Source organism: Luteimonas sp. 22616 (assembly GCF_052044325.1).
Lineage (GTDB): Bacteria > Pseudomonadota > Gammaproteobacteria > Xanthomonadales > Xanthomonadaceae > Luteimonas.
The window spans coordinates 220,710-235,475 of the sequence record NZ_JBQEMW010000002.1; the positions used below are offsets into that span (position 1 = coordinate 220,710).

Here is a 14,766-nt window from a genome sequence, read left to right on the forward strand (position 1 = left end):
GAAACTCCGGGAAACCGCTTGTGCAAGCGAGGTGGATAGAAAATCGGGTGAAGAGAATCAGGTGAAGAAGAAGCGGATCGCTATTCGCGCACGACCTGGGGCTGGCCGAATCCCAGACCGGCGACGCGCGCCGACAGTTCCGGGATCTTCGCGCTGTCGACCGGGCCCACGCGCAGGCGCCACACCTGCTTGCCGGCCGACAGGCCGTCGAGCAGGCGCGCATCGGGCACGCCGGCGCCACGCAGCATGGCCAGCGCGCGCTCGGCGTTCGAGCGCGCACCGAAGGCGGCCACCTGCAGGGTCACGCCGGTGCCGGCGGCCACGGGCGGCGGCACCGGCCGCGCGACTGCCGCGTCGGCTTCGCGCGCAGCCGCGACCGTTTCCTGCGCGGGTGCCGGCGTGCGTGGCGGCGCCTTGGCCACGGCACGCGCGCCCGGCGCGGCCGCGCCGTAGGGATCGGGCTTGCCGGCCTTGCCGGTGGCCACACGCGCGCGCCGCGCCTTCATCCAGGCATCGAATTCGTCGGCGGTCATCGCCTTGCCGTCCTGGCGCATGTCGAAGCGCCAGTCGAGATCGCCCGCCGGTGCCGGTGCCGACGCGGCCGCGCCCGTCGCGGCTGTCGACGGCGACGCTGCAGCGGTCGCGGGCGCAGGTGCGGTGGTCACGCGTTCGTCGGCCACGCGCTCGCTTGCATTGGCCGCGCCGATCGGCAGCACGCCCTCGATCAGCTTGTCCATCGCACTGGCCGGCTGCGGCTTGCCGGTGGCGATGCGCACGCCCGGCGGCAGCTGCAGCGCGCCGTTGCCGGCGCCACTCGCAACCGGTGCCGTCGTGGACTTGCCGCGTGCGGCGACCGCGTCGTAGTCGTTGCGCGCGTTCTCGCCCGGGCTCAGGCCAACGACCTCAACCCGCCCGGTCCCGGCCGCGCGGATCCCGATCTTGACCGCGGCGGCGTAGCTCAGGTCGATGATGCGGCCGTCGTGGAACGGGCCGCGGTCGTTGACCCGCACCACCACCGACTTGCCGTTGTCGAGGTTGGTCACCCGCGCGAAGCTCGGCAGCGGCAGCGTCTTGTGCGCGGCGGTGAAGGCGTACATGTCGTACACCTCGAGGTTGGAAGTGCGGCGGCCGTGGAACTTGTTGCCGTAATACGAGGCCATGCCTTTCTCGTCGTAGCCCTCGGCGCTGTCGCGCACCTTGTAGCTCTTGCCGAGCACCTTGTAAGGCGAACGGTTGCCGTAGCGCGAACGCGGCTCGGCGACGACGTCGGGCTCGGGGATCGCATCCACGTCGGGCAGGTCGTCGGGCACGCTGTCCTGGATGTGCGGCGCATACAGGCCGCCGGCGGTGTAGTGGCCGCGCTTGGACGTGTCCTCCTGCGCCGGCGCATACGGCGAGCGCTTGCCGGACGGCAATTCGCCGCGGCGCACGGCCTCGCCATCAGGCAAGGCGGACGCCTCGGATGCGGACTTCTTCGGCCCGCTGGCACAGCCGGCCAGCGCCAGCGTTGCGATCACCGCCAGCGCGGGCAGGATTCGCAGCGGGGCATTCGGCCGCAGCATCACGGCGTGCCGTTGCCGCCGATCGCCTGCGCCAGCTGGTGCACGGCAAGCGCGTACATCGGCGAATGGTTGTAGCGGGTGATGACGTAGAAGTTGCGGTAGCCGAGCCAGTATTCCTTGCCCGCCTCGCCGTCGAGCGAAAGCAGCGTCGCGCCGTCGGCAGTCGGCTCGCCGGGCTGCGGGCCGTAGCCACGCGCGGCCAGCATCGGCAGCGGATAGACCGGGTCCAGGCCATCGGGCGTGAAATCGCTTGCCGCGGCGTCGCGCGTCGCGCGCGCCACCACCGGGCCGCCGCGCTGCCAGCCGTGGACGACGAAGTAGTTGGCGATCGAGGCGAACACGTCCGGCTTGTGGTCGAGCAGGTCGCGGCGGCCATCGCCGTCGCCGTCCTTCGCCCAGTTGCGGTAGCTCGACGGCATGAACTGGCCCATGCCCATCGCGCCGGCGTAGCTGCCCTTGAGCGCGAGGATGTCGAGCTGCGGCTCTTCGTTGGTGAGCGCGAACAGCTGGGCCAGCTCGCCGGCAAAGAACGGCGCGCGCTTGGGGTGCCAGAACGCCAGCGTGTACAGCGCGTCGAGCACGCGGTAGTTGCCGGTGATGCGGCCGTAGCTGGTTTCCACGCCGATGATGGCGACGATGTACTGCGCCGGCACTCCGGTCTGGCTGGCGATACGGTCGAGCGCGGCGCGGTTCTCGGCGTAGAACGCGCGACCACCGTCGATCCGCGCGTCGTTCATGAAGATCGGGCGGTAGTCGCGCCAGGGCCGCACCTTCTCGGCCGGGCGCGAGATCGCGTCGATGATGCTCTGCTTGAACTCCGCCTGCGCCAGCGTGTCGCGGATCCGCTGCGGATCCACGTTGTAGGCCTGCGCGGTGTAGTCGACGAAGGCGTCGATGCGCTGGGCCAGCGGGAGCGCCGGATCGGTCACCGAAGGCGGCGCGACCGGGCGTTCGGGCGGCTGCGGGATCTTCGGCAGCAGCGCCTCCGCGGGAGCGGTTGCGGGGGCCGCGGGAGCAGCGGGGACGACGGGCGACGGCTGCGAAGTCGCGGCGGTCGGCGGGGGCGGCGTCGCCCCGGTTGCGCAGGCGGCCAGGGCGAGTGCGAGCGGAACCAGGATGACGTGCAGGCGCATGGGCAAGGAGCGTCGGATCATCGGCGCGAGGGTAGCATGCAGCCACCATCGGGTCGGCGCCACGCTACGACATCGCGCACAAGGCGTTCAGCAACGATGCGATGCGCCGACCAGGACAAGAGCTGCTGACGCCGGGCGATTTCCGGACCCTTGTGGGATCCGCGAGGTGGCTTGGGGATCCGCGAGGCGGCCCGCGGGAGGCGACCCGAGTCGCTCCCCGATACTCGCTTGGTCGGGCCGCCTCCCGCAGGCCGCGCCATACAGTGCGGCGATCGTGGAAAAGGCGCATTTCGCCTTCTGCTGCAAGCCCCGGGATGCTTCCGCGCCAGGGCCCCGCTGCAGGGGCCATCGCCGAGCGCCTACCCGTGGATCGGGCGATGGTTGCGCACCGACATCACCACGCCCAGGCCAGCGAGCAGCGACACCGCCGCGGTGCCGCCGTAGGACAGCAGCGGCATCGGCACGCCGACCACCGGCAGCAGGCCGGAAATCATGCCGCCGTTGACGATCACGTAGACGAAGAACGCCAGCCCCAGGCTGCCGGCCAGCAACCGTGCGTAGCCGTCGCGCGCCTGCGCGGCGATCCACAGGCAGCGTCCGACCACGAACAGGTACAGCGCCAGCACCGTGGCCACGCCGATCCAGCCGAACTCCTCGGAGAGCACCGCGAAGATGAAGTCGGTGGTGTGCTCGGGCAAGTAGTCCAGGTGCGACTGCGAACCCTGCATCCAGCCCTGCCCGGTCATGCCGCCCGAACCGATCGCGATCTTCGACTGGATGATGTTCCAGCCCGCGCCGAGCGGATCGGATTCGGGATCGAGGAAGGTCAGGATGCGATCCTTCTGGTACGGCTTGAGCAGCCAGAACCAGGCCACCGGCGCGGCGCCGGCGACGCCGCCGAAAGCGATCGCGAACCACCACCACGACAAGCCCGCCAGGAACAGCACGAACGCGCCGCTGATCGCGACCAGCATCGCGGTGCCGAAGTCCGGCTGCAGCAGCACCAGCGCGGTCGGCACCGCGATGATCACCGCAGTGGCCAGCACCGCGCCGATGCGCGGCGGCAGCAGCTGGCGGTCGAGGTACCACGCCGCCATCATCGGCAGGCTCAGCTTGAGCAGTTCCGACGGCTGGAAATAGAACAGCTGCAGGTCGATCCAGTGCTTGCCGTGCTTGCCGGTGCCGATCGCCAGCACCAGCACCAGCGGCAGCAGCGTGGCGGCGTAGACCAGCGGCGTGGCGTCGCGTAGCCGCAGCGGGGTCACCCGCGACAGGCCCCACATCGCCGCCAGCCCGACCCCGTAGCGCGCGCCTTGCGCGACCACCAGGTCCATGCCGTTCTGCCCGCCGGCGCTGTACAGCACGGCCAGCGCGATGGCCATCAGCGCGAACAGGGCCGCGCACAGCGACCAGTCCAGGGTGCGCACGAAGCGCTGCACGAGGTCCAGCAGCCAGCGCAGGATGATATTCATCGCCCTGCCCCGGGTCCGCCGCGGATCAGTTCGACCGTGGCCTCGTCGAGGCCCGGGATCGCCGCGCGGGCCGCACGCACCGGGGTCGGCGCGGTATGCGCCGCCACGGCGCGCGCGCCGATCGCGGTCATCGGGATCGCATCCGGATCGGGTTCGGGATACTTGCCCAGCAGCCAGGCGTCGAACAGCTTGCGCGCGATCGGCGCGGCGGTGGAACCGCCGTAACCGCCGTGCTCGACCATCACCGCGACCGCGATCCGCGGATCGGCGGCCGGTGCATAACCGATGAACCACGCCTGGTGGCGCAGGTGCAGCGGCAACGAGTGCGGGTTAGTGCTGACATTGCCCTTGCGGCTGACCCGTTGCGCGGTACCGGTCTTGCCGGCCATGCGGTAGCTCGCACCGATCGCCATGGCCCGCCCGGTGCCGCCCGGTTCGTGGATCGTGCCCTCCATGCCGCCCTGCACCGCGCGGATGTATCCGAGGTTATCGGACAGGCGCCTGGGCGCCGGCTGCGGTACCGCTGCCCACGGGTTGCGGAAGCCGTCGCGGCGGTCGCTGGCCAGGTGCGGGCGGTGCATGGCGCCATCGGCGGCCAGCGCCGCGGTGCCCTGCGCGAGTTGCAGCGTGGTCGCGATCCAGTAGCCCTGGCCGATGCCGGAGATCACCGTTTCCCCCGGATACCAGGGCTCGCGGCTGTTCTTCGCCTTCCATTCCGGCGACGGCACCACGCCGCCGTTCTCGCCGGTCAGGTCGATCCCGGTCGGCTCGCCGAAGCCGTAGCGGTGCATGTAGCTGGCCAGCCGGTCGATGCCCATGTCGTAGGCGAGCTTGTAGTAGTAGTAGTTCACCGACGCGGCGATCGACTTGTGCAGGTCCACCCAGCCACTGCCGCCGTGGGCGTCGCGATAGCCGCGCTTCTGCCCGGGGATGTGGAATTCGCCGGTGCTGAACACCCGGTCCTCGGGCCGCCGCAGGCCGCTTTCCAGCCCGGCCAGCGCCACGAACGGCTTGATCGTCGAACCCGGCGGGCCGCCGCCGAGCACGTTGCGGTTGAACAGCGGCCGCGACGGGTTGTCCATCAGCGCGCGGTAGTCGGCGCTGGAGATGCCGTTGACGAACAGGTTGGGGTCGTAGCTGGGCAGGCTGGCCATGGCCAGGATCTCGCCGGTCTTCGGGTCGATCGCCACCGCGGAGCCGTCGTGGTCGCCGAAGGCCTCGACCATGGTCCGCTGCAGGTCCACGTCCACCGCCAGCCGCAGGTCGGCACCGGCGGTCGCCGGGATCCGGCCGACGCGGCCCAGCGCGCGGCCCTCGACGTTGGTCTTGACCTCCTCGTAGCCCACCTTGCCGCGCAGCGCCTCGTCGTAATAGCGCTCGATGCCGGCGCGGCCGGTGTGGTTGAACAGCGCCTGCCCCGGCCCGTACTGCTCGATGTCCTTCTCGTCGGTGCGGCCGACGTAGCCGACGATGTGCGCCATCAGCGCGCCGTAGGGGTAGCGCCGGGTCAGGTAGGGCTCCACGCTCACCCCGGGGAAGCGCCACTGGTCGACCGCGAAGCGCGCCACCTCGTCTTCGCTCAGGCGCAGCTTCAGGGTCAGCGCGCGGAAGCTGCGGTTGGCCTTGCGCTCGCGTTCGAAGCGCTCGATGTCCTCGGGCGCCAGCGCGATGATCTTCGACAGCTCGGCGACCAGCGCCTTCGGGTCGCCGGCATCCTCCGGCACCACGTCGAGCCGGAACGCCGGCACGTTGTCGGCCAGGATCCGGCCCTTGCGGTCGTAGATGACGCCGCGTGCCGGCACCACCGGCCGCGGCTTGATCCGGTTGGCCTCCGAGCGCTTCGCGTAGTCGGCGTGGTCGAGCACCTGCAGCTTGAAGTACCAGCCGGCCAGCCCGCCCAGCGCCAGCACCACGATCACGAACCCCAGCAGCGCGCGGACGCGGAACTGCGCGGTTTCGCGCACGTGGTTCTTCAGCCGGCGCCGCACCTGGCGCATCAGGACCTGCGCCTGCCGATGCGCAGCGCATCGAGCAGCACGAACAGCGGCGCCCACAGCATCATGCCCAGCAGCGGCGCCCACCAGTACGACCACGGCAGCTGCGGCTCGTCGAGCATCAGGTGTACCGCCGCGCTGACCACGCGGTCATTGAGCAGCAGGCCGCCGATCACCAGCGCCTGCTGCGCCATCGGGAAGAAGCGCACCTGGGCGCGGAAACGCTGCAGGATGAAGGCCATCACCGTCAGCCGCAGCGCCTGCTCGCCGAGGATGCCGCCGAAGGCGAGGTCGCCGATCACGCCCATCGCGAACGCGAAGCCGAGGCCGGCGCGGTCCGGATCCTCGATCACCCAGAACGCCACCACCAGCGCCAGCCAGTAGGGGCGCAGCGGCTGCAGCACCGGCGGCAGCGGCAGCAGGCCCAGCAGCAGCGCCGCGATGATGCTGACCGGCAGCAGCCAGAGGCGGCGCGGACGGCTCATGGCCTGGCCTCCTGCGGAGCGGGTCGGGAATCGGGAGTCGCGGATCGGGGGCCGGCGGAGCCGTTCGCGGAGGCGGCCGCTCCACCGGCGACGCTGGATGCATCCACTTCGGGTTCGTCCACGCCCTGTTGTTGCGGTTGTTGTTCCGATTCACGGCTTTGCTGCAGCAACAGCACGTCGCGGCCACGATCAAGACGGGCGGCGGGCTTCAGCTCCGCGACCAGGAAGGCACGGCTGTCGTCGGGACGCAGCGCGTCAACGGTGCCGACCGGGAACCCCGGCGGAAAGCGGCCGCCCAGGCCCGAAGTGATGATCGCGTCGCCCACCTTCACATCGGCCGACAGCGGGATGTTGGGCAGTTCGAGCTGGTCGCTGCGGCCCTTGCCGTAGGCCACCAGGCGCACGCCGTTGCGGCCGACCAGCACCGGCACCGCGTGGTCCGGGTCGGTGATCAGCAGCACCGTGGCCGTGGCCGGGGTGACTTCGATGATCTGGCCGATCAGCCCGCCGGCATCGATCACGCTCTGCCCCAGACGCACGCCGTCGCGGCGGCCGGCGTCGAGGATCAGGCGCTGGCGAGTGGGATCGAGGTCGATGTCGAGGATCGGTGCCAGCTGCACGTCGAGGCCGCCGCGTTCGGCCGCGCCGAGCAGGCCGCGCAGGCGCGCGTTCTCGGCCGCCGCCACCTGCAATCGCGCCTGCCGCGCACCGCTGACCAGCAGCGCATTGCGCAGCCGGCGGTTGTCCTCGGCCAGCATCGAACGGGTCACCGCGTCATCGCGCACGCTGTCGCCCAGTCGCGCCGGCAGCCCGGCCAGCCACCACAGCGGCTGCACCGCGACGTTGGCCTGGGCGCGGATCCGGGTCAGCCAGCCACCGCGGTGGTCGAACACCAGCAGCGCCACCGCCAGCGCCAGATAGGTCAGCAGGCGCAGCGTGCCCGCGACATCACCGGTGCGTGGAGGCGTGGGGCTGGCGTAGGCAGGCACGTGTCAGAACCGGAATCGAAAATGGGGAGTGGGAAATCGGAAATGCAGCGGCGTCGGCGCGGAAACCACGCGGGCGACGAACGATCTCGAAGCCGCGAACTAAGGATGCCACTCCACGCACGGCGATGAATCCCCGCGCTGTTTTTTTGCGGAACTGGAAACAGTTTCCGCCGCAAGGATTGCCGTGTGGCGCCAAGTCCGGCCCTGGACTACCGGGGAAAAAGCTTCGGGAAAAACGGAATCACGCAGCCCCTGCCGTCTTGCGCGCCCCGCTCCCCGATCCCCAACTCCCCATTCCCGCCTTCGCCTCAATCGTAGGCGAAGAACTCGTTGCCGTGCGTATCCAACAATTCCAGCGCGCGCCCGCCACCGCGCGCCACGCAGGTCAGCGGATCTTCCGCCACCTGCACGTGCAGCCCGGTTTCTTCGGACAGCAGGCGGTCCATGTCGCGCAGCAGCGCGCCACCGCCGGTGAGCACGATGCCCAGCTCGGCGACGTCCGCGCTCAGTTCCGGCGGGGTCTGTTCCAGCGCCTGCTTGACCGCACTGACGATCCCGGCGAGCGGCTCGCGCAGCGCCTCTAGCACTTCGCTGGATGTGATGGTGATCATCTTCGGCACCCCTTCGGCGAGGTGGCGGCCGAAGACCTCCATCTCGATCACCCGGTCCTGCGGCCAGGCATTGCCGATTTCCAGCTTGATCTTCTCGGCGGTGCTGTCGCCGATCAGCATGCCGTGGTTGCGGCGCACGTAGTTGATGATCGACTCGTCGAAGCGGTCGCCGCCGATGCGCGCCGACTGCGAATAGACGATGCCCGACAGCGCGATCACCGCGACCTCGGTGGTGCCGCCGCCGATGTCCACCACCATCGAGCCGCGCGCCTCGGTCACCGGCATGCCGGCGCCGATCGCCGCGGCCATCGGTTCCTCGATCAGCGACACGTCGCGGGCGCCGGCTTCCAGCGCCGATTCCTTGATCGCGCGCTGCTCGACCTGGGTCGAGCCACAGGGCACGCAGATCAGCACCCGCGGGCTGGGCCGCAGGAAGCGCGATTTATGCACCTTGCGGATGAAGTACTTGAGCATTTCCTCGGTGTAGGTGAAGTCGGCGATGACGCCGTCCTTCATCGGCCGGATCGTGGTGATGCCGCCGGGGGTGCGGCCGAGCATCTGCTTGGCCTCGGTGCCGACCGCGGCGACCGTGCGGTTGCCGGAGCCGGACCGGTCCTGGCGCACCGCGACCACGGACGGCTCGTTGAGCACGATGCCCTGCCCGCGGACGAAAATGAGGGTATTGGCCGTGCCGAGGTCGATCGACAGGTCGTTGGAGAACAGGCCGCGGAACTTCTTGAACATCGGGGGCGAATGTCCGTGAGGAATGGGTGAAAAGAGTCGGCTAGCCTAGCAAAAAAGCGGGCCGTGGACGCTTCGCGGGCGCGGTTTCCCTGGTCGCAGGAATTTCCCCGTGGGAGCGGCCATGGCCGCGATGCCATGGCCACACCCCTCGATCGCAGCCATGGCCGCTCCCACACGGGGTCCTTTCGGGTCCTGTCCGGGCGCCCCACGGCTGGCCTCGTCGCATCCGGCCGGCTAACCTAGCCGCCCATTCCGCCCCGAACGAGCGCCTGCCTGATGTCTGCCCTGATCTGTGGCTCCCTGGCCTACGACACCATCATGGTGTTTCCCGACCAGTTCAAGAACCACATCCTCCCGGACAAGGTGCACATCCTCAACGTCTCGTTCCTGGTGCCGCGGATGCGTCGCGAGTTCGGCGGCTGCGCCGGCAACATCGCCTACAACCTCAAGCTGCTGGGCGGCGACCCGGTCCCGATGGCCACGGTGGGCCAGGACTTCGGCCCGTACCGCGAGTACTTCGAGGAGCTCGAGATCCCGCTGGACCAGGTCAAGGAGATCCCGGAGCTGTTCACGCCCCAGGCGTTCATCACCACCGACCTGGACAACAACCAGATCACCGCCTTCCACCCCGGCGCGATGATGCGCAGCTACGAGAACCACGTCCGCGACGTGCCCGGCATCAGCATCGGCATCGTCAGCCCCGACGGCTACGAGGGCATGATCCAGAACGCGAAGGAGTTCGCCGAGGCCGGCATCCCCTTCATCTTCGATCCCGGCCAGGCGATGCCGCTGTTCAACGGCGCCGAGCTGCGCGCCTTCATCGAGCAGGCCGACTACGTCACCGTCAACGACTACGAGTCCAACCTGCTGCAGGAGCGCACCGGCTGGAGCGAGCAGGAGATCGCCGGCAAGGTGAAGGCCTACATCGCCACCCGCGGCCCCAAGGGCGCGATGATCTTCACCGGCGGCAAGACCTACGACGTCCCGCCGGCGCACGAGCGCCGGATCACCGACCCCACCGGCTGCGGCGACGCCTTCCGCGCCGGCCTGATCTTCGGCATCGAGAAGGGCTGCGACTGGCTGACCATCGGCCGCATCGGCAACCTGATGGGCGCGCTGAAGGTCGAGCACCCCGGCACCCAGAACCAGCGCTTCGACTACGACGAGTTCAACGAGCAGTTCAAGCAGCAGTTCGGATACGCGTTGTAGGGCTCACATCACGTGCGCCAGCCACAGCGGCTCGGGTTTCACCAGCTGCTCGAACTGCGCGTACGGCATCCGCACCAGTTCGGTGTGCGAGCCGGCGTTGAAGACGATCTCCGGATGTTCCGAGAGGCGCGCGTCGACGCAGACCGGCATGTCGTAGAGGTTGCCGAACGGCGGCATCGCGCCGAGTTCGCAGTCGGGAAAGGCGTCGCGGAATTCCGATTCCTGTGCGAGCTCGACCTCGCGCCCGCCCAGGGCGCGCGACAGGCGGGTCAGGTCGATGCGATAGGCGGCCGGCATCACCATCATCACCAGTTCGCCGTCGACCTTGAGCATCACGGTCTTGGCGAAGTGGCGGTTGCCGATGTGCGCGCAGTTCGCGGTCTCCTGCGCGGTGATCGTGCGGTCGTGGGTGAGCGTGGTGTACGGCGCGTGGCGTTCGTCGAGGAAGTGGTGCAGGCGGGGAGCGAGCATGGCCGTCTCCTGCTTCGGGGTCCGCTGCCGCTCCGGCGCCGATCCCGGCTGGTGTGCCTGGCGCGCGCGTCCGGGCAGCGCGTCGATGCGGCGCGGCGCTTTCCGTGCGCTGCATGCCGTGGCCCGACTCTACTCCGCCAAGGTTTCAGCAACGTGTAGGAACGCCGCATGGGCGCGATCGCGATGTCGGGACGCGCCGTGGAGCACCTGCGTAGCCCCGACCGGCGGCTCAGTCCCAGCCGGGCAACTTCTTCCGGTCCAGCCCCGCGACCTCGAACACCGCCGTGCGCGTGCCGCCGGCCTTGACCGGGAATTCGACCGACACCTGTTTCGCGTCCTTGAGCATCCGCCACAGCGCCTGCTCGTCGTTGATGAACATGGCCACGGCCTCGTCGGTGTCCGGGCGCAGCGCCGACATCGACTTCGGCGCCGCGTCGTCGACCTTGACCTTGACCCGGCAGCCGCCGTAACAGGCGAAGTCGCCGGCCTGCAGCACCAGGTAGCTGCTCGTGCCCCAGGTCGGGTGGTCGCGGAAGATCAGGCGCACCGGATTGGCGCCGCTGCCGTCGGTGTCGACGGCATCCTTCGAATAGATCGCCGCCGAGAGTTGCTGGCCACCCTTCACGTTTTCGGTCTGGTAGCTCCACAGCGCGGCGGCGCGCCTCGCCTCGCGCTCCGCGTCTGCCTTGGCCTTGGCCTCGTCGTAGTGCGGGCGGATGCGCGCGGCCTGCCTGGTGTCCGGGAACCGCGCGAACAGCACGTCGCCCTGGGCCTTGGCCAGTGCCCAGTTTTCCGCGGCCACCGCCGCGTCGAAGCCGTCTGCGTATTCCTTTGCCGCCTTTTCGTTGGCGGCGGCCTGCGCGGCGGCGCGCGCGGACTCCTCGGCGGCGCGGTCGCCGCAGCCGGAAACGGCGGTGGCGGCCACCGCCAGCAGCGCGGCGCAGAAGATGGTGCGGTGGTTCATGCGTGGGCTCCCTGTTCGACCGGTGCGGCGGCAAGCAGGCGTTCGATCGCGTCGGCGATGTCGTCGGGCTGTTCCATCACCGTCATGTGGCCGCTGCCGTCCAGCAGCACTTTACGCGCCTGCGGCATCTTCGCTGCGTAAAGATCCATCGCGCTGGGATCGATCACCCGGTCGTGCGCGCCCCAGGCCAGCAGCGCCGGCTGGCGGATGCGCGCGGCTTCCTCGCCGGGCAGGAACTGCTCGGGGCCGCGGCCGATGTCGTCGAGCACCGCCTGCTCGAAGGCGCTGTCGCGGCGTCGCCGGGCGATGAGGATGGCGGGCGCCGGCCACGGCATCGCCGGCAGCGCGCCGCGGTCGTGGAACAGGATGTCGAAGTAGGCCGCCAGCGAGGCGCGGTCGTGCACGCCGAACGGATTGCTGCCGGCCAGCACGTCGAGGCCGAACTGGTTGTCGGCGAAACGCACGCCGGCGGCGTCGAACAGGCCGACGCGCGCGACCAGCCCCGGCTCGCGCGCGGCCAGCACCGCGGCGATGCCGCCGCCCATCGAATGGCCGAGCACCACCACCTGCCGGTCGCAGGTCGCACGGATGAACGCCGCCACGCGCGCGGCCTGCGCGGCGAAGCCGTGATCGGTGACGCCCTCGCGCTGGCTCTCGCCCCAGCCCGGCAGGTCCGGGATCAGCAGCCGATAGCGGCCGCGCAGGCGCCTGGCGACCGGATACCAGTTCTCCTTGCTGCCGGTGAAGCCGTGCACCATCACCAGCACCGGCGCATCGGCGTCGCGCGCTTCGCCTTCGGCGTAGGCCCAGCGAATGCCGTCGATGTCGACGACGCGGCGCGCCAGCCCCAGCGCCATCCGCTCGCGCGCGAATTCGGCGCGGATCAGGGCGTAGGGGTCGCGCCAGAGCAGGAAGGCCGCGAGCGCGGCCACGACAACCACGACAGCAACGACGACAAGGATCGCCGTCGTCATGCCAAGCCACCACGCAGGGGCAAGCGCTTGTGGGGGCGGCCATGGCCGCGATTCATCGGACCCGCAATCGCGGCCATGGCCGCTCCCACAAAAAGAAAGATGTCCGGCTCAGCCGGCGTCCGGCGCCTGCTGCGGCGCCGGAGCGGTGGCGTCGCCCGCGGCCGCGGGCTTGCTGTCCTCCGCCGGTGCGTCCTGCACCGGCGCCGCCGCGGGCGCGGCCTTCGGCTTGGCTTCGTCGATCACCTTCTGCACCGAGCCGGTGGTGATCGGGTGGTAGCCGGGCCTGGCCTTGGCGAATACGGCCTTGGCCAGCGCCAGGCCATCGGTGGTCTGCACCAGCGCGCTGTAGGTCGGCATGATCAGCTTGCGACGGCCGATCTTTTCCAGGAACGCGGCGATCGCGTCATTGGCCGCGGTATAGCCGCTGCGCACCGCCAGCGGATACCAGCGCTGCGCGATCTCGCCGTTGGGCGTGCCGGTGAAGTGGTAGGCGCCGTCGAGCTGGGCCAGCTGGTCGACACGCAGCGTCTCCGGCATGCCTTCGATGAAGTGCACCCATTCCTGCGTGCTCCAGTCGCCGGTGATCGCCGGCGGCGGCAATTCGCCGCTGCCCAGCCACGCCAGCCGCGCCGAATCGACCACGCCGAACTTGCGCGCCAGCACCTGCGGCGCGGTCGGCGGGACGCCGGGCTCGTACAGCCATGCATCGAATTCGGCCTGGCTCACCTTGTCCGGGTACTTGTCCAGCAGGTTGGCCTTGGCGTAGTCGGCGAACTGCTGGCTGGAGATGCTCTGGAACGCGAAATGGTCGAAGTAGCCGCGCAGGAAGGCATCGAAGTCCTCGCGCCCGAAGCGCTGCTCGAGGAACTGCAGGAACCACGCGCCCTTGGTGTAGACGGTCGACGAGGAGCTGTTGTCCGGGTCCTTCAACACGCCCGGCTTCTCGGCCAGTACCTGCAGCTTCGGATCGATCTGCTTGAATTCTTCCTTGAGCTCGTTGCGCGCGATGACGCTTTCCATGTCGGCCTGTTCCTTGCCGTACAGGGCCTCGATGATGCGGTTCTCGACGTAGCTGGTGACGCCCTCGTTAAGCCAGGCGTCCTTGGCGCTGGAGAAGGTCACCAGGTTGCCCGACCAGCTGTGCGCCAGCTCGTGCGCAACCAGGGACACCAGCGACTTGTCGCCCACGATCACCGTCGGCGTGGCGAAGGTCAGGCGCGGGTTCTCCATGCCGCCATACGGGAACGACGGCGGCAACACGAGGATGTCGTAGCGGCCCCAGCGGTACGGGCCGTACAGCGACTCGGCCGTCTGGATCATCTTCTCGGTGTCGTCGAACTCGGCCTGCGCCTTGTCGACCATCGCCGGCTCGGCCCACACGCCGGAGCGCTCGGAGATCGGCTTGAACACCAGGTCGCCGGCGGCGATCGCCATCAGGTAGGACGGGATCTTCTGCGGCATTTTGAACGTGTAGTCGCCGTCACGCGCCGCCTTGGGATCGTTGTCGGCGCTCATCAGCGCCATCACGTCCGGGCGCGTGGTCACGTGCGCGCTGTAGGTGTAGCGCACGCTCGGCGTGTCCTGCAGCGGCACCCAGCTGCGCGCGTGGATCTGCTGCGACTGGCTGAACATGAAGGGCAACTGCTTGCCCTCGGTCATCGCCGGCTCCAGCCACTGCAGGCCGGAGGCGTCGGGCGAAGTCGCATACGTCACCCGGATATGCGCGTTCTGCTCGGGCGCCTCGATGGTGAACTTGCTGCCCAGGATGTCGTCGCGCTTGGCCATGCCGTACTGCAGCGGCTGCCACGCGCCGTCCCTGGTCTCGCCCTCGACCTTGTCGATCGACAGGTCGCGGGTGTCGAGCACCAGCTGCTTCGCACCCTTGTCCTTCCAGTCCAGGGTGTAGGTCGCGGTGCCGGAGATGGTCTTCGTATCGAAGTCGACTTTCAGGTCCAGCGCCAGGTCGTCGATGGCGACCTTGCCGGGCTCGGCATAGGAGTGCTCGTCAATGCTGGCCGAAGCGGTCATGGCGGGCTTCGCGGTGGGCGTGGGGGTAGCGGTGTCGGCCGCGTCGCGTTGGCAGCCGGCCAGGACGGCGGCAAAACCAAGGGAAAGGAGCAAGGTGCGCATCGTGATCCGGGGGAAGCGGACAGGATCG

Annotated in this window: 11 protein-coding genes and 1 pseudogene; 1 reads left to right on the plus strand and 11 read right to left on the minus strand. The window is 69.6% G+C overall.

The features are described from left to right. Window positions 1–80: 80 nt before the first annotated feature. From ACTJIL_RS13395 to ACTJIL_RS13425, 7 genes and pseudogenes are all read right to left on the minus strand, one after another. Window positions 81–1,562: a septal ring lytic transglycosylase RlpA family protein gene (locus ACTJIL_RS13395; protein WP_440756116.1), complete on the minus strand. Its 1,482-nt coding sequence runs from the start codon at window positions 1,560–1,562 to the stop codon at window positions 81–83. After that, the gene (gene mltB / locus ACTJIL_RS13400) at window positions 1,562–2,716 is read right to left on the minus strand and encodes a lytic murein transglycosylase B (protein WP_440756117.1); all 1,155 of its coding nucleotides are present in this window, start codon (window positions 2,714–2,716) and stop codon (window positions 1,562–1,564) included. Before mltB ends, ACTJIL_RS13395 begins: the two co-directional genes overlap by 1 nt. 338 nt (window positions 2,717–3,054) lie before the next feature. Then, the gene (rodA, locus tag ACTJIL_RS13405; RefSeq protein WP_440756118.1) at window positions 3,055–4,167 is read right to left on the minus strand and encodes a rod shape-determining protein RodA; all 1,113 of its coding nucleotides are present in this window, start codon (window positions 4,165–4,167) and stop codon (window positions 3,055–3,057) included. Beyond that, a complete protein-coding gene (gene mrdA, locus ACTJIL_RS13410) occupies window positions 4,164–6,164 on the minus strand; it encodes a penicillin-binding protein 2 (RefSeq protein WP_440756119.1) in 2,001 nt (666 codons plus the stop codon). Before mrdA ends, rodA begins: the two co-directional genes overlap by 4 nt. Beyond that, window positions 6,164–6,646 carry a rod shape-determining protein MreD gene (mreD, locus tag ACTJIL_RS13415; protein WP_440756120.1) on the minus strand — a complete coding sequence of 161 codons (483 nt, stop codon included), beginning with the start codon at window positions 6,644–6,646 and terminating at the stop codon, window positions 6,164–6,166. Before mreD ends, mrdA begins: the two co-directional genes overlap by 1 nt. A gap of 160 nt (window positions 6,647–6,806) precedes the next feature. Next, window positions 6,807–7,635 (minus strand): annotated as a pseudogene (gene mreC / locus ACTJIL_RS13420) (rod shape-determining protein MreC); the annotation flags it as partial. A gap of 308 nt (window positions 7,636–7,943) precedes the next feature. Beyond that, window positions 7,944–8,990, minus strand: coding sequence for a rod shape-determining protein (locus ACTJIL_RS13425; protein WP_386713069.1), 1,047 nt, complete (start codon window positions 8,988–8,990; stop codon window positions 7,944–7,946). A 276-nt stretch (window positions 8,991–9,266) separates the two neighbouring features. On the opposite strand from ACTJIL_RS13425, the gene ACTJIL_RS13430 reads away from it, so the two are divergent. Beyond that, window positions 9,267–10,199, plus strand: a complete 933-nt coding sequence (locus ACTJIL_RS13430) for a carbohydrate kinase family protein (protein WP_440756121.1) — start codon at window positions 9,267–9,269, stop codon at window positions 10,197–10,199. A 3-nt stretch (window positions 10,200–10,202) separates the two neighbouring features. Here ACTJIL_RS13430 and ACTJIL_RS13435 read toward each other — a convergent pair whose 3' ends face one another. The 4 genes from ACTJIL_RS13435 to ACTJIL_RS13450 all read right to left on the minus strand — a co-directional run bounded on the left by ACTJIL_RS13435 (window position 10,203) and on the right by ACTJIL_RS13450 (window position 14,738). After that, window positions 10,203–10,670, minus strand: coding sequence for an aminoacyl-tRNA deacylase (locus ACTJIL_RS13435; RefSeq protein ID WP_440756122.1), 468 nt, complete (start codon window positions 10,668–10,670; stop codon window positions 10,203–10,205). Window positions 10,671–10,899: 229 nt separating this feature from the next. Then, window positions 10,900–11,634, minus strand: a complete 735-nt coding sequence (locus tag ACTJIL_RS13440) for a hypothetical protein (protein ID WP_440756123.1) — start codon at window positions 11,632–11,634, stop codon at window positions 10,900–10,902. Next, window positions 11,631–12,608: an alpha/beta fold hydrolase gene (locus tag ACTJIL_RS13445; protein ID WP_440756124.1), complete on the minus strand. Its 978-nt coding sequence runs from the start codon at window positions 12,606–12,608 to the stop codon at window positions 11,631–11,633. The genes ACTJIL_RS13440 and ACTJIL_RS13445 overlap by 4 nt, the downstream gene beginning before the upstream one ends. Before the next feature lie 108 nt (window positions 12,609–12,716). Beyond that, window positions 12,717–14,738, minus strand: a complete 2,022-nt coding sequence (locus ACTJIL_RS13450; protein WP_440756125.1) for a M1 family metallopeptidase — start codon at window positions 14,736–14,738, stop codon at window positions 12,717–12,719. Window positions 14,739–14,766 lie beyond the last annotated feature (28 nt).